The sequence below is a fragment of the Streptomyces sp. AC558_RSS880 genome (genome assembly GCF_019049255.1).
Taxonomy (GTDB): Bacteria; Actinomycetota; Actinomycetes; order Streptomycetales; family Streptomycetaceae; genus Streptomyces.
Genome location: NZ_JAGMUJ010000133.1, coordinates 101,225 through 122,817 on the forward strand (window position 1 = coordinate 101,225; position 21,593 = coordinate 122,817).

Sequence of the window (21,593 nt, forward strand, 5' to 3'; positions counted from 1 at the left end):
TGGAGGAAGTATGTCTTCTTTGGAGCAATTGCGCAGTCTTCTGGGGTTGCCTCCTGGGGCGGTCGGCGGGCGGGACTTCAATGCAGTGGAAGCGGGCCTGGGTATAAAGTTGCCGCAGGAGGTGAAAGGGGTGTGTTCCCTGTATGGAGACGTGTTGATCTCTGACTTTATCTTTGTCTTTGGGCCCAAATTCATGACTGAGAAGGGTCTGTGGATGAGTGAGTTTGTTCGGGAGGGGCATCCCGTGATCCCGAAAGCTGTACTTCCTGATTTCGATGGAATGCTCCACTGGGGGCACTCTGTGGAAGGGGATAAATTTTTCTTGGAGAATCGAGGGGGTGGTAAGTGGACGGTTTCAGCTTTCCGGCGAAATTTGGGTGACTGGTATGAATCTGACGAAACGCTAACTGATTGGCTCGTGGGCGTCTTTACGGGGCGTGATGCCAAGGACTGGATGCCTCAATGGCCGACCTCACACTGGTTCGAGGTGGGCTAAGAGTCTGCCAGGGAGCAACATGTGGGCGGGCGGCGCGCTGACCTGCGAATCCAGGTTACAAAACCCATAGGTTAATTTTCGGCAAGCCGGTGGACTTCGTCACGTTTTAGTCGGCAGTCGCGGAGAATCGCCCAGGGTATTCATGCGGGTGAAGGCGTGCTTGACGCGGGCTTCCGGACTTGGCTGTGGGAGCGATTGTGATCTTCCTTGCAGGCTGTGCCTACGGCGATGCGCGATCACGAAACCATGCCCTGATAGCTGCTCTCGGCACTCGTGAGCGTCCCCGGAAGGGCGTGTCGGCACCGTGTCGTACGGTCACGTCGTGATGTCGCGACCTACGGGGCAAGTTGCGGGTCCTTACGATGCTGCTTTCTTGCCACGGCTGCAGATGATCTTCCGGGAGCCCGCAGGGCCGGTGGCGCAGCCTGTGACCAAGTTCGGCGGGCAGCCGGTGTGGCTCGAGGAGCCGGCGTGGCCGGTGGAGCCGCGGACAGGGGAGCCGCTGATGTTCGTGGGCCAATTCCGGGTGCCGGGAGAAGAAGTGCGTCTGGCCTACCTGTTCCTGGACGTGGAGGAGGGCGGTCTGGATCCGAACCGCGGGGATGCGGTCGTGCTAGTCCAGCCTGGTGGAAGGGTCCCTTCCTTCGCGGTGATCGGGCCGCCGCACATCCAGGGGCCCTCACTGTGGCGCTGGAACGAGGACGAGGAGAAGATCCCCGCCGAGTGGCTCGTCGACCTGGCTCCCGTGTCGCCGGAACTGGACGCGGAGGCGGATGATCACGCCGCATGGTCGCGGTACATGCGTCATGAGGGCCCGGAAGCGGACCTGCCGTCCGGGCCGGGCCCTCGAGACTTTCTGGGCGGTGCCCCGGTACTGCCCAACAACTCGGTCAGGGACCTCGATGACGGCTCCTGGCAGTTCCTCTGCCAGTTCACCGATCGGGGCGAGTGCCCGGGCGACCCGTTCTTCATCAACTTCGGTTACGGCAGCGGCTTCGTCTTCCTCAGCCCCGACCACCTCGAGGGCCGGTTCATGTCCGACTGCAGCTGACCCGGCACGGCACTGGCGGGCCGGCCAAGGGCTGTGCCGCATGTCAGGCCGAGGCTGTCGTCCTGGACGGCATGCAAGAGAGGACCAATCTGTAATCGGCCGACCGGTGGATACAACTGTGCGGAAAGGGCGTCCGGTGGGCCTCTCTCGAATTGGTGAATTTCTGGGGCCACCGTTGGTCAACGGTAATGTGAACCGTGACTGGGAGGAAACGGAGCGGCGTTACGGGGCCGTTCTGCCCGCAGACTACAAACAGTTTGTCTCCGCGTACGGGCCCGGATGCATCAACGAGCAGCTCTATATCTTCCACCCGCGTGCGGCACGGGGGGAAGATGGCCTGCGGCTCGAATCCCTGTGGGAGCAGGCTGCGCTGGCCTACGGTGAACTTTCCAGGAGCCACCCGGAGATGTACCCGTATCCGGTTCATCCCGCACCCGGCGGATGTGTTGCCGTTGCGAGGTCGATCTCGGGCAATCATGTGTTCCTCATGCCGCCGTCGGACGGTGTGTCGGAGTGGCGGGTCGTGGTGGAGATGGGCCAGTGGTTCGTGCTGGAACTGAAGTTCACGGAATTCCTCCGGCAGGCGTTGAACGGTGAACTGTTCCTGCCCGTGATCGGGGGCGACCCCTCGTTCGAGCCCCTCGGCTCCGTGGAACTGTGAGCATGACCGGCTATATGGCACGCCTCTTGACGGTGCTGGGCGAGCCGTCCATGCGCTACTGCGATGCGATGGCCTGGAGCCGGTTGGAGCGCGATCTCCGGGTGAGCCTCCCGGAGGAGTACAAGGAGATCGTCGATGGCTATGCGCCCGTGGAGATCAACGGGCACCTGCACCTGATGCACCCGGCGACGAGGCGATGGAACCTCGCGGAGAAGATCCGCAGCACGTCGGAGGCTTGGTCTCAGGTCGAATGGGAAGAGGGCGAACCCGAGGGGGACCCTCGTGAGTCTCTTGGAGTGCCCGAGTTGCGCTTCGGTGATGCGGGCGGGTTGATTCCGATCGCCTCCACCAATCGAGGAGAGACGATCTTCTATGCGCCCAAGGGCAGGCAGGGGGCGGGAACCCTGTTCGTCGAGAACGGGGAAGGCGAGTTCTTCGAGTACTCCATGGGGTTCGCCGAGTGGCTGTGGCGCTGGCTCAACGGCGAGGAGGTCACAGGGCCGGGCGGTTCCGCCTACTACCCCGGCCCCGTGGCGCTCCGGAACCTGCCCATGACTCCGGACGAGAGGCCGGAGACGCGGTACGGACCCGCGCCTGGCGTGTGATGACGGGCTACAGGGCGGCGCCGTTCAGGGGCGCTCTACGCCGTCGCCGCGCTGGTGTCCTTCGACGGTACGGACAGGAAGGCCGCCCAGGCCTTCGGGGTGACGGTGAGGTGGGGGGCGTCCGGGGTCTTGGAGTCGCGGATGTGGATAGCGGTGGGGGCGACGGCGACTTCGAGGCAGTTGCCGCCGTCGCTGCCGCTGTAGCTCGACTTGAACCACCGAAGTGCGGTGCTGCTCATTGGTCTCCTAGAAGACGGTCCAGCAGGTCCCTCGTGTCTTCGGGGTTGAGGGCCTGTGACCGCAGCATCGCACACCTTTGCGTGAGGATCGCTACCTCGTTGGGATCGGCGATCAGTTGGCTACCGCGTTGGGTTTCCGTGTAGGCGAGACGCTGGTGGTCAGGTGTCTCCAGGAGGACGAATGGACCGTCGAGGGCTGCGTGTGTGGTGCGTCCCAAGGGCAGAACCTGCAAGGTGAAGCCTGGCAATTCGGCGAGCTGCCGCAGATGCTGCAACTGGTCGACGTACACCTCCCGCCCGCCCAGGTGGTCTCGCAGGACCGCCTCCCAGACGACGAAGCATGTAATCGGTGGCTCCTTGCGGTGGAAGATGGTTTGCCGCTCAGTGCGTGCGACTACGTGCTGAGCGATTGTGTTCTCGTCGATGACGGGAATGCGGCTGCGGAAGACCGCCCGTGCATACGCCTCCGTTTGGAGGAGACCTGGCAACACCTGGTTCTCGTACGACGAGATCACGAGAGCTTCCCGCTCCCGGTCCAGATACTCCTCCGCCCACAGCGGAATCAGATCCACCTCCGGCATCCTGCTCAGCGCGACCGACAACGCGCCCTTGGTGCAGAGGAGTTCGTCGAGTTGCTCGGCGAGGTCCGGCTTCAGCGGGCGTCTGCCCTGTTCGATCGACGCGATCTGCTGTTCACTGATGACGAACCGCTCGCCGAGTGACCTCTGTGTGTGGCCGGCGGCCTGGCGGTAGAGGGCGAGCAGGGCGCCCACCATCTTCATCGCGGAGGCGTTCCTCCGTGTCGTGGTGCTCATGAGGTCGAACTCCCCACCCGTGCGCGTACGTTCACTGTCGCGCATGCGTACCGTCGAGCCGTACGGGTGCGCGGACTGTTCCATGGTGGGCACGGAGCGTCACCCTCGTCCCGTGAAACAGGAAACTTCACCCCCGTCACCACGTGAGCGTTTCTTCCGCCGTGAGCGTCGGTCCGTGCCCGGCGCGCGGGCGTTCGCGCGCCGGGCGCTCGACGACTGGGGCGTACGCGGACGCGAAGACGACGTCCTGCTGTGCGTCAGCGAACTCGCCACCAACGCCCTGCTGCACGGTGTGCCACCCGGCCGGGGATTCCTCCTGCGCCTCCTGCCGTACGCCGACGGCGTCCGCGTCGAGGTGCACGACAGTGGGGGCGGTGTGCCCGCCGTACCGCAGGGGGAGCCCGACGAGAGCGGGCGCGGGCTGTTGCTCGTGGCCGGGGTGGCGGACACGTGGGGTGTGGGGGAGCGGGACCCCGGGAAGGTCGTGTGGTGCGAGTTCGCTACGGGGTCCGCAGTACCGACGCCACCGACGCGATCGTCTCCGGTCCCACCCGGCAGCACCCTCCGATCAGCTGGGCCCCCGACGCACGCCAGCCCTTCACCTGCCCGGCACTGAACGTCGACCGCCCGGTCCACGCCCGCGCCCCGGCGTCCCACGTCTCGCCGCTGTTGGGGTAGACCACGACCGGTTTGCCGGTGACGCGGGCGGCGAGGGCGACGGCGTGGTCCGCGTCCTCCGGCGTGCAGCAGTTCACGCCGACCGCGATCACCTCGTCCGCCCGCGCCGCCAGCGCGAAGGCCTCCTCCAGCGGCTGGCCGGCGCGGGTGCGGTCGCCGGTCGCCGAGTACGACAGCCAGGCCGGTACGTCCAGGCCGCGCAGCGCACGCAGCAGGGCCTCCGCCTCGTCCGTGTCGGGGATCGTCTCCAGGGCCAGTACATCCGGAGCGGCCCCCGCCAGGACCTCCATGCGCGGGCGGTGGAAGCGCTCCAGCTCCGCCACGCTCAGCCCGTACCGGCCCCGGTACTCCGAGCCGTCCGCGAGCATCGCGCCGTACGGGCCGACCGACGCCGCCACCCACAGCGGGCGCGTCACCCGGGCCCGCCGGGCCGCCGTACGGGCGCACTCCACGCTCAGGGCCAGCAGACCGGCGGCCTCCTCCCGGCCGGTCCCGCGCCGCGCGAAACCCTCGAACGTCGCCTGGTAGCTCGCCGTGATCGCCACGTCCGCGCCCGCCTCGAAATACGCGAGGTGAGCCGCCGTCACCGCCTCCGGGTCCTCGGCGAGCAGCCGGGCCGACCACAGCTCGTCGCTCAGGTCGTGTCCGGCCGACGCGAGCTGGTTGGACATGCCACCGTCGAGTACGACCGTGCCGTCCGCGAGTGCCTCGGCGAGGGCGGGAGGGGTGCGCATACCGACGACGCTAGTCGTTCTGTCCGGGGAGGTCGTGGGCAGGTGAGCCAGGCTCCGGCTGAGGTCCCCCGTCCGATGTGTTCGAGGTCAGCGGTTCGATCTCCGCGGGGCCCCGGTCAGGCGTACGGTGCGTGCCCGTCGGTCGCGGGGTGGGACTCGGCGTCGACGTAGCCCGCACCGGCGGGGGCGCACCGCCATGGGGCTCATGCCTTTCTGCGGGTGATCGCCTGTGTGACGGCCACCGCGGTCGCCAGCAAGCCCGCGGCGACGGTGAGCAGGACGCTCGTGGGCGCCACCGCGGACGCCGAGTCCGGCGCGTTCTGCAGGTGGGTGAGCATGATGTTGACCGGGGAGACGCCTTTGCCCAGCAGAAGGGCCAGCAGGAGCACCAGGGCGAGGACGAGTGCGTAACCCTGGCGCCGGAACACCAGCCGTGAGCAGACCAGGCCGACGGCCATGCCGGTGAAAGCGCAGACGAGTTGGGCCACGGTCCCCAGTACCAGGTCCGCAAGGCCGGGTGCGTGGGTCCCGGACAGCAGTGGCAGCACCAGGCCGGTGGCCGTGAGCAGCAGGCACCACACGGCTGCCGTTCCGGCCGTCGCGAGCAGGACGCGCAGATGGCCGCCGGCGCTGACGGCGACGATCGAGCGGTGCGCCCGGTCCTCAAGACCGACCAGTGCCATGGTCAGCCAGACCGAGCACGGCAGCATGGCCCCGGCCACCGAGGCGTAGGTCGCGGTGAGCGGCCCGCTGTCGCTGCTGGTCAGCACGGTCACCAGGCCGAGGAACAGCAGCAGCGGCGCGAGGTAGCGCTGGGAGAGCAGCAGGACCGTGGACAGGTAGCGGATCAGGGCGATCACAGAGCGGGCCTCTTCACATCGGCCCGGGAAGCGGGTCCGTCGGCGGCCCCGGTCAGGCCGGCCACCGACCACCGGTGCCGCAACGCCGTCAGCAGTACGGCGTCCGAGTGCTCCCGCGCCACCCGCAGGACGACCTCTCCGCCGCGCCGGGAGGTGTCCACCACACCCGGCAACGCGGACCAGTCCACCTCGTCCGGCACGGCACCGTCGGGCGGCACGGTCAGGACCAGCTCGACCGTCGAGGCGCGGCTTCGGGCAGGCCGGCCGCCACGCCGGGTGACCAGGCCGTCGTGGATGACGTAGGTGCCGTCGGCGTGCGTCTCGGTGATCGCCTCGCGGTGGTCGGTGAAGACCACCGCACCGCCCCGCGCGGCCACCTCGTCGATGAACTCGGCGAGGACACCGTGGGCCGAGACGTCGAGACCCGACCAGGGTTCGTCGAGGACCAGCAGGTCGGGCCGGACGAGCAGGGCCTGGGCGAGCGCCACCTTCTGCGCGTTGCCCTTCGAGAGCGTGCGCAGCGACGCGTTCCGCCCGCCCACCAGGGACAGCCGCTCCAGCAGGTGATCGCCTCGGGCACGGGCGGCGGAGGCCGACAGGCCACGGATACGCCCCATGTGCGTGAGATAGGAGATCGCCGAGATGCGGTCGTGGGCGGTGAAGCGGTCCGGTACGTAACCGATGTGCGGTGGCCGGCCCGACACGCTCCCGGTGGTGGGCTGCGACAGTCCGGCGAGGATCCTCAGCAGGGTCGACTTCCCCGAACCGTTGGCGCCCACGACCGCGAGGACGTCGCCGGTCGAGACCTGCAGGTCCACGTCGCGGAGGACCCACCGTCCCCCGCCGTGACGTTTGCCGACCGCCTCACAACGTAACAACTCGACTCCTCGACGTGGCCGGCTCGCGGCTGGTTCCGGTGGTGGCACCACCACCGTCCCCCGGCACAGCTGCCGGGGGGCACCGGTCGCAGCGCGCCCTTCGGCCCCCGTGCCGGGACGCTGAGAGAAAATACAGCCGGACAGGGCGGTGAGTACACGGCGGGGGAGCGGGGCACCCGGCTGGCTGCGGGTGACGAGGCTCGCGCGGGGGCGGCGGGAGGACGGTCCGTAAGACGGCGGCCGAGGTCGTGACCCCAGTACGGCGGTCGCGGCGGGACCCCGATACGACGGTCGCGGTCGTGACCGGGAAGGCGGTGGACATGTGCCGTTGGCTCGCCTATTCGGGCACTCCCATCCTGCTCGACAGCATCCTCTACAAGCCGGTCCACTCACTGATCGACCAGAGCCTGCACTCCAAGATGGGCGTCGAGACGACCAACGGCGACGGGTTCGGCGTGGGCTGGTACGCGCCGCACAAGGACAGCCCCGCCGTCGTCCGGGACATCGGCCCGGCGTGGAGCGACCGCAATCTGCGGGAGATCGCCGAGCACGTCGTCTCGCCGCTCTTCTTCGCCCACATCCGGGCCTCGACCGGCACGGCGGTGCAGCAGACCAACTGCCATCCGTTCCGGCACGGCCGCTGGATGTGGATGCACAACGGGGCGATCGCCGAGTTCCACCTGGTCAGGCGCGACCTCGCCCTCTCCGTCGAGCCCGGCCTGTTCCCGTACGTCGAGGGCTCCACGGACTCGGAGATGATGTTCTACCTGTCGCTGACCCTCGGCCTGGAGGAGGACCCGCCCGGTGCCGTCGCCCGGATGGCCGGCCTGGTGGAACGCGTCGGCCACGAGCACGGCGTGGAGTTCCCGCTGCAGATGACGGTCTCGGTGACCGACGGCGTGCGCCTGTGGGCGTTCCGCTACTCCAGCCAGAAGGAGTCGCGCTCGCTCTTCTACAGCACCCGCGTGGACACGCTGCGCTCCCTCCACCCCGACGTGGCCTTCCTGCACGAGATCTCCGGCGACGCCCGCCTCATCGTCTCCGAACCCCTGGGCGACCTGCCCGGCGCCTGGAACGCCGTCCCCGAGGGCACCTACGGCGTGGTGGGGCCCGAGGGGGACCGGATGGACACCTTCACGCCTCTGGCGGCCTGAGGCTCCCGACGAAGCGGCTGTGGCGAGTCGTCCCTGCCCCGATCGGCTCGATATCGGATCGCGGGGCGTGGCCGCCGGCTGGCACGCTGCCCGCATGGATCAGGCGGAAGTGCTGCTCATCGGAGGACGAGCCGGTGCCGGCAAGACGACCGTGGCGTGGGAGGTCTCGGCGCGGCTGCGTGCCGCGGCCGTCTCCCACGCGATCGTCGAGGGTGACTTCATGGGGCAGGTGCATCCGGCACCGGAGGGGGATCCGCACCGCGCGGAGATCACCGAGAGCAATCTGACCGCCGTCTGGGCCAACTTCGCCCGGCTGGGCTACCGGCGCCTCGTCTACACGAACACCGCGAGTGTGCTGCCCGAGGCGACGGGCATGTTCGAGCGCGCCATGGGGGCCGGAGTGGGGATCGTACGCGTCCTGCTCACCGCGTCGGACGCCACCGCCCGTGAGCGGCTGACGGGCCGGGAACTCGGTTCGGAGCTGGAGCGGGAACTGGAGGGCAGCGCCCGCACGGCACGTCTCCTGGACCGGCGGGCCCCGGCGGGGACGGTGCGGGTGGTGACGGACGGACGGTCCGTCGTGGACATCGCGCGGGAGGTGGTGGCCGCCACCGGCTGGGCCGTCGGGCCGGCACAGCCGTGACCGGTACGTCCCGCCGGACCCGTTGACCTCTCCGTGACACGCCCTTACCTTTTCGACGTTCGTCATCTCAGATGGCGTTCGACATATCGAAACAGCGAATGCATGTCATCTTCCCCACGAGAGGCAGACCGCATGAGCCGCGCCGCCGACCTGCCCGACCTGCCCCCGCCCCCCGCCCGCAGACTCCTGCTGAAGGGTGCCCTCGCCGCGGGCGCCCTGGCCGCCGCCACCCCCGTCGCCGCCCACGCCGCCGCACACCCGAAGGCAGCCCCGTACGTGAACCCGCTCGTCCCCCATCGCGCCGATCCGCACATCACCCGGCACACCGACGGCTTCTACTACTTCACCGCCACCGTCCCCGAGTACGACCGGATCGTCCTGCGCCGCTCCCGTACGCTCAACGGGCTCGGCGGTGCCGCCGAGTCGGTGATCTGGCGGGCGCACCCCACCGGCGACATGGGCGCCCACATCTGGGCGCCGGAGATGCACCGCGTCGCCGGCAAGTGGTACGTCTACTTCGCCGCCGCGCCCGCCGAGGACGTGTGGGCGATCCGCATCTGGGTCCTTGAGAACGCCCACCCCAACCCCTTCAAGGGCACCTGGGTCGAGAAGGGGCAGATCAAGACCGCGTGGGAGACCTTCTCCCTGGACGCCACCACCTTCGCCCACCGCGGCACCCGCTACCTCGCCTGGGCCCAGCACGAACCCGGCATGGACAACAACACCGCCGTCTGGCTCTCCGAGATGGCGAACCCCTGGACCCTGACCGGCCCTCAAGTGCGGCTGTCCACCCCCGAGTACGACTGGGAGCGCATCGGCTTCGCCGTCAACGAGGGGCCGTACGTCCTGCACCGCAACGGCCGGCTGTTCATGACCTACTCGGCCAGCGCCACCGACCACCACTACTGCGTGGGGCTGCTGACCGCCGACGAGGACAGCGACCTCATGGACCCGGCGAGCTGGGCCAAGTCACCCGTCCCCGTCTTCACCAGCAACGACACCACCCGGCAGTACGGGCCCGGCCACAACTGCTTCACCGTCGCCGAGGACGGCCGTACCGACGTCCTCGTCTACCACGCCCGCCAGTACAAGGAGATCACCGGCGACCCGCTGGACGACCCCAACCGCCACACCCGCGTCCAGAAACTCGGCTGGAAGGCGGACGGTACCCCCGACTTCGGCGTCCCCGTGGCCGACACCGCGACGGGGGAGGGGGCGTGACATGAGACGTGCGTACGCCGTACTGCTCGCCCTCTGCCTCGCGCTCGCCGGTGCCCTGGCCACCGCAGGGCCCGCCCAGGCGGCCCCGCAGACGATCGTCAACGGCACGCAGTTCACCGACCGTTCGGGAAGTCCCGTGCACGCCCACGGCGGTGGCGTCCTCAAGGTCGGCGCGTACTACTACTGGTTCGGCGAGCACCGCAACGCCGACAACACCTTCCGCTCCGTGGACGCCTACCGTTCCACCGACCTGAAGAACTGGGAGTTCCGCAACCACGTCCTCACCGAGGACAGCCACCCGGAGCTCGCCACCGCCAACATCGAGCGGCCCAAGGTCATGTACAACGCGTCCACCGGCCAGTTCGTGATGTGGATGCACAAGGAGAACGGCAGCGACTACAGCGAGGCCCGCGCCGCCGTCGCCGTCTCCGGCACCGTGGACGGCGACTACACCTGGCGGGGCAGCTTCCGGCCGCTGGGACAGCACATGTCCCGCGACATCACCGTCTTCACGGACACCGACGGCACCGGCTACATGGTCTCCGCCGCCCGCGAGAACTACGACCTGCACATCTACCGGCTCACCGCCGACCACACCGGCATCGCGAGCCTGGTCGCCAACCCCTGGCCCGGCGGCCACCGCGAGGCGCCGGCCCTGTTCAAGCGGAACGGCGTCTACTTCATGCTGACCTCGGGCGCCACCGGCTGGAGCCCCAACCAGCAGCAGTACGCCACCGCCACCAGCCTCTCCGGCCCCTGGTCCGCGATGCGCAACGTCGGCGATTCGACCGCCTTCGGTTCCCAGACCGCGTACGTCCTGCCGGTGCAGGGCACCTCCGGCACCTCGTACCTGTACCTGGGCGACCGCTGGGGCAACTCCTTCGGCGGGACCGTCAACGACTCCCGGTACGTGTGGCTGCCGTTGACCTTCCCGTCGTCCACGTCGATGTCGATGTCCTGGTCGCCCGAGGTCACCGTCGACACGGCCGCCGGGACGGTCAACGGCACCAGTGCCACCTACCACACGCTGATCGCGCGGCACAGCGGCAGGTGCGCGGACGTGACCGGCCAGTCGCTCTGGCAGGGCGCCCAGATCAAGCAGTACGACTGCAACGGCGGCGGCAACCAGAAGTACTGGTTCAAGTCCGTCGGCGGCGGCTACCACCAGCTGGTGGTCCGCGGCAGCAGCCTGTGCGTGCAGGAGAACGCGAGCACGGTCACACAGGAGAACTGCGACGCCTCCGCCACCGGCCAGCAGTGGTCCGTCACCACCACCGGCTCCTACGTCAACGTCATATCCCGCGCCACCGGCGAGTGCCTGGACGTGAACGGCGCGTCCACCGCCAACTCCGCCGCGATCATCACGTACACCTGCAACGGAGGGACCAACCAGCAGTGGACACGCGGGACATGAGACGGGGCCGCGCGCTCGGCCGGACCGCCGTGACGGCGGCCGTGGCGCTGGGCATCGGCCTGTCGGCCGTACCGGCCCAGGCACAGGCCCAGCAGCACAGGGAGCGTCCGCCCGCCCCCGGCATCGAGAACTGCACGGCCACCGCCTGCCACTTCGACCTGCCGCCCGGCACCTACGACGTACGGGTCACCCTCGGCGGCGACCTGGCGTCCAGCACCGCCATCGGCGGCGAGACCCGGCGCGCCCTGCTTCCGGAGACCGCCGCGGCGGCCGGGGAACGTGTCGTGCGGAGCTTCACCGTGAACGTCCGCACACCCGAGGGCGAGCCCCTCGGCACCGAGGGCACACCCGGCCTCGACCTCACCGTCGGCGGAACCGCGCCCGCACTCGCCGGCATCCGGGTCACCCCGGCCCGGCACGCCCGGCAGATCCTCCTGGTCGGCGACTCCACGGTCTGCGACCAGCCCGGCGACCCGTACTCCGGCTGGGGCCAGCGACTGCCCCAGTACCTGCGCAAGGGCCTGTCCGTGGCCAACTACGCGGACTCCGGGGAGAGTACGGTCAGCTATCTCGGGAACCCGCTCCTGTGGGACACCGTCCGGCCACTGATCCGGCGCGGCGACCTCGTCCTGATCCAGCTCGCCCACAACGACAAGACCACCGACGGGGCGACCTACCGGGCAGGCCTCGAGACCCTGGTGGCGGGCGTGCGGGAGCGGGGCGGCGAGCCGGTGCTCGTGACCCCGGTCGTGCGGCGCTGGTTCAACGCCGACGGCACCCTGAACAACAACACCGCCCTGCTGGTCAACGGGCTCGGCGTCGACCACCCGGCCGTCATCCGCTCCGTCGCCGCCGACCGGGACGTCCCGCTGATCGACCTCACGGCGCGGACCAAGGCGCTGGTGGAGTCCCTCGGCGTGGAGGGCTCCAAGGCGCTGTACCTCTCCAACGAGAAACGGGACAACACGCACACCTCCGTGCACGGCGCCACCGTGTACGCGGACCTGGTCCGCGAGGAACTGCTGAACCTGGGTCTGGTGCCCAGGGGCAAGGTCAGGGTGGGATGAGACCCCTGGGGCGCTCCGACCGGAACCGGGGCGCCCCAGGCCCGTGCCTCCCCGCGGGACGCGGACACTTCGGCCGGCGCCGAAGCGTCCCGCTTCTAGCGTTGCCGCATGAACGAGCACACGCAGACCGTCACCCCTTCCGCGGCCGTCACCGGCATGGTCGACCACGTCCTCGCCCTGGCCGCCGGCTGGACCCGCTGGAACGGCGAACCGGTACACGCCGACGGCCGCGTCCACACCCCGCACAAGGCGATCCGCCGCGTCGCCGACCACCTGATCGACCACCTCGCGGAGCTGGAGGCCCGGCTCGCCGGCGAGGAGCCGCAGCCCGACCACTGGCACGCCTCCCTGATCACCACCGGGGCCGATCTCGCTCCCTTCACCCCGCAGGACCTCGACGAGGCCCGCAGCCGCCTCACCCGGCTCGCCCGCGTCTGGGCCAACCGTCTCGACGCGCTCACCGACGAACAGCTCGACGACTCGCCCGGCGAGGGCTGGAGCTTCCGCGAACTCGCCCGCCACCTCACCGAGTCCGTCTACTACGCCGACGCCGTGGGGGACCTGTCATGACCGCCTTCGCCGACCTCCACCACGCGGACGAACCCCTGCTGCTTCCCAATGCCTGGGACCACGCCTCCGCGCACCTCCTGGCCGCGCACGGCTTCCGGGCCGTCGGCACCACCAGCCTGGGCGTCGCCGCGGCGGCCGGACTGCCCGACGGCGCGGCGGCCACCCGCGAGGAGACACTGCGGCTCGCCCTCACCCTCGGCTCGGGACCGTTCCTGCTCTCCGTGGACGCGGAGGGCGGTTTCAGCGACGACCCGGACGAGGTGGCCGAGTTCGCCCGGGAGCTGTACGCCCTGGGCGCCACCGGCATCAACCTGGAGGACGGACTCGGGCCCGCCGACCTGCACGCCGCGAAGATCGCCGCCGTCCGCGCGGCGGCCCCCGGCCTCTTCGTCAACGCCCGCACCGACACGTACTGGCTCGGCGACGGCGAGGACACCGGTCGCCGCCTCGACGCCTACGTCCGGGCGGGCGCGCACGGCGTGTTCGTGCCCGGCCTCACCGGCCCCCGGGAGATCGCCGCCCTGGTGCGCGGCCTGGACGGCGTCCCCCTCAACATCCTCTACTCGCCCACCGGCCCCTCCGTCCCCCGCCTCGCCGACCTCGGCGTCCGCCGCATCAGCCTCGGCTCGCTGCTGTACCGGCGGGCGCTGGGCGCGGCGCTGGAGACGGCGGTCGGCATCAGGGCGGGCCGGGAACCGGAAGGCCCGGCCCCGTCGTACGAGGAGGTCCGGTCGCTGAGCCGGAGGGACCGCGGTGAGAGCGACGGCACGGCTTCCCCCGGGTGACCCCGGCACGCGCCCCCGACGGTCAGCCCGCCGCGCCGCGGGGCCAGTTCACGAGAGCGATGTGCAGGGCGTCGATCGCCCTGTTCCAGGATGCCTCGTGGTCGCGGGGGTCGCCGAAGGCGCCGGAGGACTCCAGGGCGCAGTAGCCGTGGAAGGTGCTGCGGAGCAGGCGTACGGCGTCGGTGAGGTCGGGTTCGTCCAGGTCGTAGGCGCGGAGCAGGCCGTAGGTGACCTCGGCGGTGCGGCGCATCGCGGGGGAGTCGGAGACCAGGGACTGGTCCAGGCGGATCTGGGTGGCCGTGTAACGGCCGGGGTGGGTGAGGGCGTACTCCCGGTAGGCGTTGGCGAAGGCGGCCAGCGCCTCCTTGCCGGTCCGTCCGGCGACCGCCGCCGCGATCCGGTCGATCATCTCCCCGCCGGCCAGCAGGGCCATCCGGGTGCGCAGGTCCCGCAGGCCGCGCACGTGCGCGTAGAGGCTCGCGTCCTTCACGCCGAAACGCCGGGCCAGCGCGGACAGGGTGACGTTCTCGTAGCCGGCCTCGTCGGCGAGGTCGGCGGCGGCCGCGACGAGACGGTCGGTGGTGAGTCCGGCGCGGGGAATGGAGGCCTCCGAAGCAAACCCGACAGGAAGCGCCCAGCCTATCGAGCAGATGTGAGCGAGCCGCCGTGTTCGGGGCATGCGGCGCTCATCTGCAAGTTGTTCAACGTTCATGCGCCTCCTTGATCCTCCACACGCGGCGTCGTCGCGCCGCGGTATCGAGGAGGCACTTCATGGGTCACGGGCACGCACACGGGCACCATCACCACCATCACGGACACGATCACCAGCACGAGACGACGGCCCCGCTGCCCGCCGCCTTCGACACCTCGGTGCCCGACGAGGCGCTGAACCCCGAGCAGAAGTCCCGCCGTACGCTGCTGCGCCGGGCCGGGCTGCTCGGCGCGGGCCTCGCGGCCGGCACCGTGCTCTCCGCCGGCGCCGGTGCGGCCACGCCCGCGTACGCGGCGGGTGACAGCGGCCGCGGCAAGAGCAGGAGCAAGGGTTTCCTGTGGCTGGCGGGCGACCACCACATCCACACCCAGTACAGCAGCGACGGCAAGTACCGCGTCACCGACCAGGTCCGCCAGGGCGCCCGGCACGGCATGGACTGGCTGGTCATCACCGACCACGGCGGCAGCACCCACGCCAGGATCGGCGTGGACAAGGTCAACCCGGACATCCTCGAGGCCCGCGACGCGTACGAGGACACCCTCGTCTTCCAGGGCCTGGAGTGGAACATCCCGGCCGCCGAGCACGGCACCGTCTTCGTCCACCCGGGCCGCAACGAGGTCTCCGTCCTCAAGCAGTTCGAGACCGACTACGACGGCAGCGTCAAGGGCGCCGGCTCCTCCACCCCGGCCAACGAGGCGCTCGCCATCGCCGGGCTGAACTTCCTCGCCGAGCAGGTCAGACGGCGCAAGGTCAAGGACGCCCTGATGCTCGCCAACCACCCCGCGCGCAAGGGCATCGACTCCCCGCACGAGATCCGCGCCTGGCGCGACGCGACCGGCACCGGTGACCGGCAGATCGCCGTCGGCTTCGAGGGCGCCCCCGGCCACCAGGCGGGCGGTCTGCCGGCGCCGCTCGGCCCGGGCGGGGCCCGCGGCATCTACGACGGCGGCCCGAGTGCCAACTCCTTCGCCGGTTACCCGCTGGAGAGCTACCGCACCTGGGGCGGCTTCGACTGGATGACCGCCACCGTCGGCGGCCTGTGGGACAGCCTCCTGGCCGAGGGCCGTCCCTGGTGGATCACCGCCAACTCCGACTCCCACCAGGTGTACGGCGACACCGGCGCCCGCGGCGGCGGCGACTTCAACGCCAACGGCCGCTACGACGACCCGGTCTACGCCGGACAGATCGACCTCACCGAGAACGACTACTGGCCCGGCCAGTACAGCCGCACCCACGTCGGCGCCGACGGCTTCTCCTACGCCGCCGTCATGGACGGCATCCGCGCCGGCCGCATCTGGGTCGACCACGGCCAGCTCATCAGCGGCCTCGACGTCCGCGTCTCCGGCGGCAGCCGCTGGGCCACCCTCGGCGGCGCCCTGCACGTGCGCAAGGGCACCAAGGTCACACTGACCGCCGACATCGCCCTCGCCGGCGGCAACAACTGGGCCGGGTTCACCCCCAGGCTCGCCCGCGTCGACGTCATCCAGGGCGATGTGACCGGCCCGGTCGCCGACAAGGACACGTTCACCGCGCCCACGGCGAAGGTCGCCCGGTCGTACGAGATCGACAAGTCGGCCGGCACCGTCCGCGTCACCTTCGACCTCGGCCGCGTCGACCGCCCGGTGTACGTCCGGCTGCGCGGCACCGACGGCAACCGGTCCGCCGTCGGCGTGATGGGCGCCAAGGTCGACCCGGCGGGCCCCGCCATCGACGTCATCGGCGACGCCGACCCGTGGCGCGACCTGTGGTTCTACTCCAACCCGGTGTGGGTCCTGCCGTCGTGACGCCGTACGCCCTCACCGTGGACGCGGGCATCGAGGACCTGCTCGACGCCGACCGCCTGCTGCACCGGATGACAGCCGAACTCGACCTCCCCGAGGACATGTTCGGCTGCACCCACCTGGTGCGCGACGACCGCCCGCGCGTCGCCGTGTCCCTGTCCCTGCCCTCGCGGCCGCTCCCGGACACCCTCCGGGAGCGGCTCGCGGGGTACGGCACCGTCTCCCCGGGCCTGCCCGACGAGGTGGGACGTGCGGTGCTCTATCCGGGTGTCTCCGCCCTCACCGGCACGCTGACCGTCGCGGAGCTGCTCGCCGGCTCCGCGATCGCCCGCGTGACGGTCCTGGGCACGCCCGAGCCGCCCGGCCCGGACATACGGATCGTGACCCGTGACCACGTGCGGCCGCAGTGGCAGCGGGACGAACTCGTCCTCGCCGCCACTCCGGCCCTGGGCGGCACCCTCGTGCCGTTCGAGGTCCCGAACCCCACGCCCTGCTGCGCGGACCACTGAGCCCCGTCAGTCGCGCGGCTCCGAGAAGACGAAGGAGAACTCGGCGGGCTCGGGCCACAGGTAGTACCGGGGGAGTGGGCCCGGGCCGCAGGACTGGGAGCCGATGCCGTGCAGGCGGTGGTCCAAGTGGACCCAGACCGTGTCCCCGGGGACGAGGTCGGTGCGGTGCCGGGCGGCGTCCAGGTGCTCGGTGGTCCAGGGCCTGGCGGTGAACCAGAACTCCGGGTCGCCGTCGGCCCGCAGGCCGCCGATCTCCACCCAGCGCACGTTCGCGTGGGCGCCGTTCTCCTGCGGGCGGACGTAGGGCGTCTGGAGCTCCCCGACGCTCGCGTCCCACAGCAGGTCCTTGGACGCGGCCCGGGTGTCCGGGTACGACTCGTTCCCGCCGCCGAACCAGAAGACGGCGTCCTCGGGGGTGGCCCCGAGAAGGCCGAAGCGGATGCCGAGCCGGGGCAGCGGAACCCGCCAGTCGCCCTCCGGCACGACCGAGACGGTCAGCCGCACACGCGTGCCGTCGGACGTCCAGCGGTACGCCGTCCGCAGGCCCACCTCCCGGCCGGCGGGCGCCACCCGGGTCCGTACGGTCAGCGCGTCACCGTCCGTCTCGACCGCCTCCAGCCGGTGCCGCACGCGGTGCAGGCCCACTTGGCGCCAGAGCGGCCCGTACCGGGTGTCCGTCTGCCAGGTCGCTCCGTCGTCGTTGTCGGTGGTCGCCCGCCACACGTCCAGCCGCAGATCGCTCACCGGCACACCGAGGAGGGTGCGCGGCGCGCCGGTGCGGGCGTCGAAGACCGCCGGGCCCAGGGTGATCCGGTCGCCGTCGACGGAGGGCCGCACACCGGTCGCCGCAGGCAGCGGGGCACGGCGGGTCACCGTGCCCTGCGCCCAGGCCACCTCGTGGTTCTTTCCGGCCCAGGGCGTGCCCTCGGAGAGCATCGCGCGCACACTCCACTGCACCTCCTCGCCTTTGCCGTCCGGCGCTTCGGGCAGCTTGACCTCCGCCGACTCCCCGGGGGCCAGCGGCGGCACGGTGAGCCGGTGCGCCCCCGTCGGCCAGCCGTCCACCTGGTGGCAGAACTCGAACTCCAGGTGGGACAGGTCCGCGAAGTCGTACCGGTTGGTCACCCGTACGGTGCTGTCCGCGTCGCCCGCCTCGATCCGGACCGGCTCGATCACCTTCTTGTACTCGATCAGGCCCGGTGACGGCGTGCGGTCCGGGAAGAGCAGCCCGTCGCAGACGAAGTTGCCGTCGTGCAGCTCCTCCCCGAAGTCACCGCCGTAGGCGTAGCCCAGCTCCGGGTGCTCGACGCCGTGGTCGATCCACTCCCAGACGAAGCCGCCCTGGAGCCGGTCGTACCGCTCGAACAGCTCCTGGTACTCGGTGAGTCCGCCGGGGCCGTTGCCCATGGCGTGCGCGTACTCGCAGAGGATCAGGGGCAGTTCGCGCCTGCGGCGGGTGCCGCCGTCCAGGCCCTTGGCGATCCGCTCCACCTCCTCGTGCGACGGGTACATCCGCGAGTACACGTCCGTGTCACGGCAGCCGAGGTCGCCCTCGTAGTGCACCGGGCGGGAGGGGTCCCGGCCGTGGATCCAGTCGGCCATCGCGGTCAGTCCGCGTCCGGTGCCGGCCTCGTTGCCGAGGGACCACATCACCACCGACGGGTGGTTCTTGTCCCGCTCCACCATGCGCGCGGCCCGGTCCAGCAGGGCCGGCGTCCAGCGCTCGTCGTCGACGGGGTTGTCCCGCCACTCCTGCTCGACGAAGCCGTGGGTCTCCAGGTCGCACTCGTCGATCACCCACAGCCCGTACTCGTCGCACAGGTCGAGGAAGGCCGGGTGCGGCGGATAGTGCGAGGTGCGGACCGCGTTGACGTTGTGCCGCTTCATCAGCAGCACGTCCTCGCGCATGGTGTCGAGGTCCAGCGCGCGGCCCCGGCGCGGATGCCACTCGTGCCGGTTGACGCCCTTGAACAGCAGGGGCGTTCCGTTCACCTTGATCAGGCCGTCCTCGACGAGGACCGTACGGAAGCCGATCCGCAGCGGGACGCGTTCGCCCGCCGTCACCAGCGCCCCCGCGTACAGCCGGGGCGTCTCGGCCGTCCACGGCTCGACCGGGAGGGTGACCGGTTCACCGGCCGCCACGTCGACGCCCAGCTCCTCGACGACCACGCGTCCTCCGGCGTCGGAGTCGACCCGCAGGGTGCCCGCGCCGGTGACGTGGTCGTAGGAGGCGTGCACGAAGAAGTCGCCGGCGGCGCCGGGCGGACGGTGCAGCAGGGTCACGTCACGGAAGATGCCGGGCAGCCACCACTGGTCCTGGTCCTCCAGGTACGACCCCGCCGACCACTGGTGGACCCGGACCGCGAGGACGTTCCCGGACGGCTTCAGCAGGTGCCCGACCGCGAACTCGTGCGGCAGGCGGGAGCCCTTGAACTCCCCGAGCTCCGTACCGTTCAACCAGACCTTGGCGCAGGACTCCACCCCGTCGAAGCGGAGCACGGCGTCACCCCCGCCCGGCCAGTCGCCGGGCAGGCCGAAGACGCGCAGATGGTCGCCGGTCGGGTTCTCGGTGGGGACGTGCGGCGGATCGACGGGGAACGGGTAGAGGTGGTTGGTGTAGATCGGCGCGCCGTGGCCCTGGAGCACCCAGTGGCCGGGCACGGTCACCTCCGCCCAGTCCCCGGCGTCGTACCCGGGTGCGGCGAACGAGTCGTCCTCGGCGTCCGCGGTGGCGGACACCCGCAGGCGCCAACCGCCGTTCAGGGACAGGGAGACGGCGTCGGAGGACGCGTACCAGGCACGCGGGGGCAGGCTCCCGCGGCCGGGGGAAACGTCCTCGACATAGTCGGCCGCCGGGGTGTGCGATGACATGGGTCTCCTAGATCGGTCCTGGCTCAGCCCTTGATCCCGGTCTGCGCGATGCCCTGCACCAGCCAGCGCTGGAGGAACAGGAACACGCACACCAGGGGGAGGATGGAGATGGCCGTGGCCATGAAGATCAGATGGAAGTTGACGGTCTGGTTGGTCATGTACGAGGAGAGGGCCACCTGGACCGTCCAGGCGCTCGGGTCCTGGCCGATGACCAGCGGCCACAGGAAGGAGTTCCAGCCGCTGATGAAGGTGATCGTGGCGATGGCGGCGAAGAAGTTCAGCGAGTTCGGCACGACGACCCGCCAGTACGCGCCCCAGTAGCCGAGCCCGTCCACCCGCGCCGCCTCCTCCAGCTCCTTGGGGAACCCCAGGAAGTACTGCCGGAACAGGAAGCAGGTGAAACCACTGAAGAGGCCCGGAATGATCAGACCCCGGTAGCTGTCCACCCAGCCGAGCGAGGAGACCAGCACGAAGCTGGGCACGAAGGTGACCGCGGTCGGCACCATCAGGGTCACCAGGACGGCGTAGAACACCTTGTTCGCGTGCCGGTACGGGATGCGGGCGAGGCCGTATCCGGCCAGTGAGCAGACCAGCAGCGTGCCGACGGTGTGCGCCACGCCGACGACCGCCGAGTTCCACAGCGACCGGGCGAAGTCGACCGTCGGGTCGTCGAACGGCTCGGTGACGTTGCCCCACTGGACGTCGGTGGGGAAGAACCGCCACTCCTCGCCGGTGATCTCGGCGTCGGTGGACAGGGCGTTGCGCACGATCAGGTAGAAGGGGACGAGGAAGAGCAGCGCGGCGACGGCCGTGGCGGCGTACAGGCCCGCCGAGCCGATGACGTTCCCTCGCCGGCCCCTGGGCGATGTCCTGGCGGTCACTTGGCGCCCTCCGACCTGCCGAAGCCCATGATCCGGCCCTGGAGCAGCGTCACCAGACAGATCAGCAGGGTCAGGATCAGCGCGCCCGCGCTGCCCGCGCCGTAGTCCTGGTTGTCGCCGAGCGCCTTGTAGTACAGCTCGACCAGTGGCGGACGCCCCCAGGTGGTCTTCGACAGCAGGTTGAAGAACTCGTCGAAGGCCTGGTACGCCGCCACGAGCAGCAGCAGGACCACCGCCGTCGAGGTCGCGCGCAGCTGCGGCAGCGTGATGTGGCGGAACATCTGCCAGCCGGGTTTCGCCCCGTCGATGGCCGCCGCCTCGTACAGCTCCGGCGGGATGTTCTGCAGCGCCGCCAGGAAGAGGATCATGTAAAACCCGGCTTGCAGCCACAGCCGTACGGTGACGACGACCAGCCAGTACCAGGGCGGGTCGGGGCTGGCCAGCCAGGCGGTGTCGTCGGCGCCGAACCAGCCGAGGACGGTGTTGGCGAGCCCGAAGCGCACGCCGTTGAAGATGGACATCTTCCAGATCAGCGAGGCGGCGACGTAACTCACCGCCGTCGGCAGGAAGAACACCGACCGGAAGAACGCCCGCATGAACCGCAGCCGGTTCACCGCCAGCGCGAGCGCCAGCGACAGCGCCCAGGTGGTGGGCACGATGATGACCGCGAAGACGGTGAAGGTGACGAGGGAGCCCGTGAAGTCGTCGTCCGTGAGCATCGTCCGGTAGTTCTCGAAGCCGACGAACTCGCTGGGCGTGACCGTGAAGCGGGCCTCGAAGAACGACAGCCACGCGCTCCACAGGATCGGGACGTAGACGAAGATCAGCAGGCCGATGAGGAAGGGCCCGGTGAACAGCCAGAAGGCGAGGGTGCTGTGGGCCCGCAGGCTCCGTCGCGGCCGGACGGGGGCGGGGCCGGTGGTGACCTCGCGCGGGGTGGTGGTCGACATCGCGTGACTGCCCGTCCG

The 21,593-nt window shown here is 70.3% G+C and carries 23 protein-coding genes; 14 read left to right on the forward strand and 9 right to left on the reverse strand.

Annotated features, from left to right (window positions below; translation table 11 throughout):
• Positions 1-10 precede the first annotated feature (10 nt).
• From KUM38_RS32075 to KUM38_RS32090, 4 genes are all read left to right on the forward strand, one after another.
• Positions 11-496 carry a hypothetical protein gene (locus KUM38_RS32075; RefSeq protein WP_217134663.1) on the forward strand — a complete coding sequence of 162 codons (486 nt, stop codon included), beginning with the start codon at positions 11-13 and terminating at the stop codon, positions 494-496.
• 325 nt (positions 497-821) lie between these two features.
• Complete coding sequence (locus KUM38_RS32080) at positions 822-1,547, forward strand: hypothetical protein (protein ID WP_217134722.1); 726 nt, start codon at positions 822-824, stop codon at positions 1,545-1,547.
• Between the two features lie 190 nt (positions 1,548-1,737).
• Entirely contained in the window at positions 1,738-2,208 is a 471-nt protein-coding gene (locus tag KUM38_RS32085; protein WP_217134665.1) for an SMI1/KNR4 family protein, read from the forward strand.
• A gap of 2 nt (positions 2,209-2,210) precedes the next feature.
• On the forward strand, positions 2,211-2,813 hold the full coding sequence (locus tag KUM38_RS32090; RefSeq protein ID WP_217134667.1) for an SMI1/KNR4 family protein: 603 nt from the start codon (positions 2,211-2,213) through the stop codon (positions 2,811-2,813).
• A 35-nt stretch (positions 2,814-2,848) separates the two neighbouring features.
• Here KUM38_RS32090 and KUM38_RS32095 read toward each other — a convergent pair whose 3' ends face one another.
• The gene (locus KUM38_RS32095) at positions 2,849-3,052 is read right to left on the reverse strand and encodes a DUF397 domain-containing protein (protein ID WP_217134669.1); all 204 of its coding nucleotides are present in this window, start codon (positions 3,050-3,052) and stop codon (positions 2,849-2,851) included.
• Positions 3,049-3,867, reverse strand: coding sequence for a helix-turn-helix transcriptional regulator (locus KUM38_RS32100; protein ID WP_254398069.1), 819 nt, complete (start codon positions 3,865-3,867; stop codon positions 3,049-3,051). The genes KUM38_RS32095 and KUM38_RS32100 overlap by 4 nt, the downstream gene beginning before the upstream one ends.
• Positions 3,868-3,979: 112 nt before the next feature.
• Here KUM38_RS32100 and KUM38_RS32105 point away from each other — a divergent pair, with 112 nt between their 5' ends.
• On the forward strand, positions 3,980-4,483 hold the full coding sequence (locus KUM38_RS32105; protein WP_308409106.1) for an ATP-binding protein: 504 nt from the start codon (positions 3,980-3,982) through the stop codon (positions 4,481-4,483).
• On the opposite strand, the gene mmuM is transcribed toward KUM38_RS32105, so the two are convergent.
• The 3 genes from mmuM to KUM38_RS32120 form a co-directional block, all read right to left on the reverse strand.
• Positions 4,368-5,279 carry a homocysteine S-methyltransferase gene (gene mmuM / locus KUM38_RS32110; protein WP_217134673.1) on the reverse strand — a complete coding sequence of 304 codons (912 nt, stop codon included), beginning with the start codon at positions 5,277-5,279 and terminating at the stop codon, positions 4,368-4,370. The genes KUM38_RS32105 and mmuM overlap by 116 nt on opposite strands.
• 203 nt (positions 5,280-5,482) lie before the next feature.
• Positions 5,483-6,139: a hypothetical protein gene (locus tag KUM38_RS32115; protein WP_217134675.1), complete on the reverse strand. Its 657-nt coding sequence runs from the start codon at positions 6,137-6,139 to the stop codon at positions 5,483-5,485.
• Positions 6,136-6,957, reverse strand: a complete 822-nt coding sequence (locus tag KUM38_RS32120) for an ABC transporter ATP-binding protein (RefSeq protein ID WP_217134677.1) — start codon at positions 6,955-6,957, stop codon at positions 6,136-6,138. The genes KUM38_RS32115 and KUM38_RS32120 overlap by 4 nt, the downstream gene beginning before the upstream one ends.
• A 380-nt stretch (positions 6,958-7,337) precedes the next feature.
• On the opposite strand from KUM38_RS32120, the gene KUM38_RS32125 reads away from it, so the two are divergent.
• The 7 genes from KUM38_RS32125 (at position 7,338) to KUM38_RS32155 (ending at position 13,871) form a co-directional block, all read left to right on the forward strand.
• The gene (locus KUM38_RS32125) at positions 7,338-8,171 is read left to right on the forward strand and encodes a class II glutamine amidotransferase (protein WP_217134724.1); all 834 of its coding nucleotides are present in this window, start codon (positions 7,338-7,340) and stop codon (positions 8,169-8,171) included.
• 94 nt (positions 8,172-8,265) lie between these two features.
• Complete coding sequence (locus KUM38_RS32130; RefSeq protein ID WP_217134679.1) at positions 8,266-8,814, forward strand: AAA family ATPase; 549 nt, start codon at positions 8,266-8,268, stop codon at positions 8,812-8,814.
• A 132-nt stretch (positions 8,815-8,946) separates the two neighbouring features.
• Positions 8,947-10,035, forward strand: a complete 1,089-nt coding sequence (locus tag KUM38_RS32135) for a family 43 glycosylhydrolase (protein ID WP_217134681.1) — start codon at positions 8,947-8,949, stop codon at positions 10,033-10,035.
• Position 10,036: 1 nt separating this feature from the next.
• Positions 10,037-11,449, forward strand: a complete 1,413-nt coding sequence (locus KUM38_RS32140) for an RICIN domain-containing protein (protein ID WP_217134683.1) — start codon at positions 10,037-10,039, stop codon at positions 11,447-11,449.
• Positions 11,446-12,516: a rhamnogalacturonan acetylesterase gene (locus KUM38_RS32145; protein WP_217134685.1), complete on the forward strand. Its 1,071-nt coding sequence runs from the start codon at positions 11,446-11,448 to the stop codon at positions 12,514-12,516. The genes KUM38_RS32140 and KUM38_RS32145 overlap by 4 nt, the downstream gene beginning before the upstream one ends.
• Positions 12,517-12,624: 108 nt before the next feature.
• Positions 12,625-13,086, forward strand: a complete 462-nt coding sequence (locus KUM38_RS32150) for a hypothetical protein (RefSeq protein WP_217134688.1) — start codon at positions 12,625-12,627, stop codon at positions 13,084-13,086.
• The gene (locus KUM38_RS32155; protein ID WP_217134690.1) at positions 13,083-13,871 is read left to right on the forward strand and encodes an isocitrate lyase/phosphoenolpyruvate mutase family protein; all 789 of its coding nucleotides are present in this window, start codon (positions 13,083-13,085) and stop codon (positions 13,869-13,871) included. The genes KUM38_RS32150 and KUM38_RS32155 overlap by 4 nt, the downstream gene beginning before the upstream one ends.
• 22 nt (positions 13,872-13,893) lie before the next feature.
• Here KUM38_RS32155 and KUM38_RS32160 read toward each other — a convergent pair whose 3' ends face one another.
• The gene (locus KUM38_RS32160; protein ID WP_217134725.1) at positions 13,894-14,472 is read right to left on the reverse strand and encodes a TetR/AcrR family transcriptional regulator; all 579 of its coding nucleotides are present in this window, start codon (positions 14,470-14,472) and stop codon (positions 13,894-13,896) included.
• A 170-nt stretch (positions 14,473-14,642) separates the two neighbouring features.
• Here KUM38_RS32160 and KUM38_RS32165 point away from each other — a divergent pair, with 170 nt between their 5' ends.
• Positions 14,643-16,367 (forward strand): PHP domain-containing protein, encoded by a 1,725-nt coding sequence (locus tag KUM38_RS32165; RefSeq protein ID WP_217134692.1) that lies wholly within the window; start codon positions 14,643-14,645, stop codon positions 16,365-16,367.
• Positions 16,364-16,873, forward strand: a complete 510-nt coding sequence (locus KUM38_RS32170; protein ID WP_217134694.1) for a hypothetical protein — start codon at positions 16,364-16,366, stop codon at positions 16,871-16,873. Before KUM38_RS32165 ends, KUM38_RS32170 begins: the two co-directional genes overlap by 4 nt.
• A gap of 6 nt (positions 16,874-16,879) precedes the next feature.
• Here KUM38_RS32170 and KUM38_RS32175 read toward each other — a convergent pair whose 3' ends face one another.
• Genes KUM38_RS32175 through KUM38_RS32185 form a run of 3 tightly spaced genes read right to left on the reverse strand, consistent with a single transcriptional unit; the run spans position 16,880 to position 21,575 of the window.
• On the reverse strand, positions 16,880-19,744 hold the full coding sequence (locus tag KUM38_RS32175) for a glycoside hydrolase family 2 TIM barrel-domain containing protein (protein WP_217134696.1): 2,865 nt from the start codon (positions 19,742-19,744) through the stop codon (positions 16,880-16,882).
• A 23-nt stretch (positions 19,745-19,767) separates the two neighbouring features.
• A complete protein-coding gene (locus KUM38_RS32180; RefSeq protein WP_217134698.1) occupies positions 19,768-20,625 on the reverse strand; it encodes a carbohydrate ABC transporter permease in 858 nt (285 codons plus the stop codon).
• Positions 20,622-21,575, reverse strand: a complete 954-nt coding sequence (locus KUM38_RS32185) for a carbohydrate ABC transporter permease (protein WP_217134700.1) — start codon at positions 21,573-21,575, stop codon at positions 20,622-20,624. The genes KUM38_RS32180 and KUM38_RS32185 overlap by 4 nt, the downstream gene beginning before the upstream one ends.
• Positions 21,576-21,593: the final 18 nt, after the last annotated feature.

Bases quoted from the DNA above. Each gene is read 5' to 3' on its own strand.
- KUM38_RS32140 (WP_217134683.1), top strand. From the start codon at position 10,037: ATGAGACGTGCGTACGCCGTACTGCTCGCCCTCTGCCTCGCGCTCGCC.
- KUM38_RS32185 (WP_217134700.1), bottom strand. From the start codon at position 21,575: ATGTCGACCACCACCCCGCGCGAGGTCACCACCGGCCCCGCCCCCGTC.
- KUM38_RS32135 (WP_217134681.1), top strand. From the start codon at position 8,947: ATGAGCCGCGCCGCCGACCTGCCCGACCTGCCCCCGCCCCCCGCCCGC.
- KUM38_RS32130 (WP_217134679.1), top strand. From the start codon at position 8,266: ATGGATCAGGCGGAAGTGCTGCTCATCGGAGGACGAGCCGGTGCCGGC.
- KUM38_RS32175 (WP_217134696.1), bottom strand. From the start codon at position 19,744: ATGTCATCGCACACCCCGGCGGCCGACTATGTCGAGGACGTTTCCCCC.
- KUM38_RS32075 (WP_217134663.1), top strand. From the start codon at position 11: ATGTCTTCTTTGGAGCAATTGCGCAGTCTTCTGGGGTTGCCTCCTGGG.
- KUM38_RS32095 (WP_217134669.1), bottom strand. From the start codon at position 3,052: ATGAGCAGCACCGCACTTCGGTGGTTCAAGTCGAGCTACAGCGGCAGC.
- KUM38_RS32150 (WP_217134688.1), top strand. From the start codon at position 12,625: ATGAACGAGCACACGCAGACCGTCACCCCTTCCGCGGCCGTCACCGGC.
- KUM38_RS32155 (WP_217134690.1), top strand. From the start codon at position 13,083: ATGACCGCCTTCGCCGACCTCCACCACGCGGACGAACCCCTGCTGCTT.
- KUM38_RS32100 (WP_254398069.1), bottom strand. From the start codon at position 3,867: ATGAGCACCACGACACGGAGGAACGCCTCCGCGATGAAGATGGTGGGC.
- KUM38_RS32080 (WP_217134722.1), top strand. From the start codon at position 822: ATGTCGCGACCTACGGGGCAAGTTGCGGGTCCTTACGATGCTGCTTTC.
- KUM38_RS32125 (WP_217134724.1), top strand. From the start codon at position 7,338: ATGTGCCGTTGGCTCGCCTATTCGGGCACTCCCATCCTGCTCGACAGC.
- KUM38_RS32145 (WP_217134685.1), top strand. From the start codon at position 11,446: ATGAGACGGGGCCGCGCGCTCGGCCGGACCGCCGTGACGGCGGCCGTG.
- mmuM (WP_217134673.1), bottom strand. From the start codon at position 5,279: ATGCGCACCCCTCCCGCCCTCGCCGAGGCACTCGCGGACGGCACGGTC.
- KUM38_RS32090 (WP_217134667.1), top strand. From the start codon at position 2,211: ATGACCGGCTATATGGCACGCCTCTTGACGGTGCTGGGCGAGCCGTCC.
- KUM38_RS32165 (WP_217134692.1), top strand. From the start codon at position 14,643: ATGGGTCACGGGCACGCACACGGGCACCATCACCACCATCACGGACAC.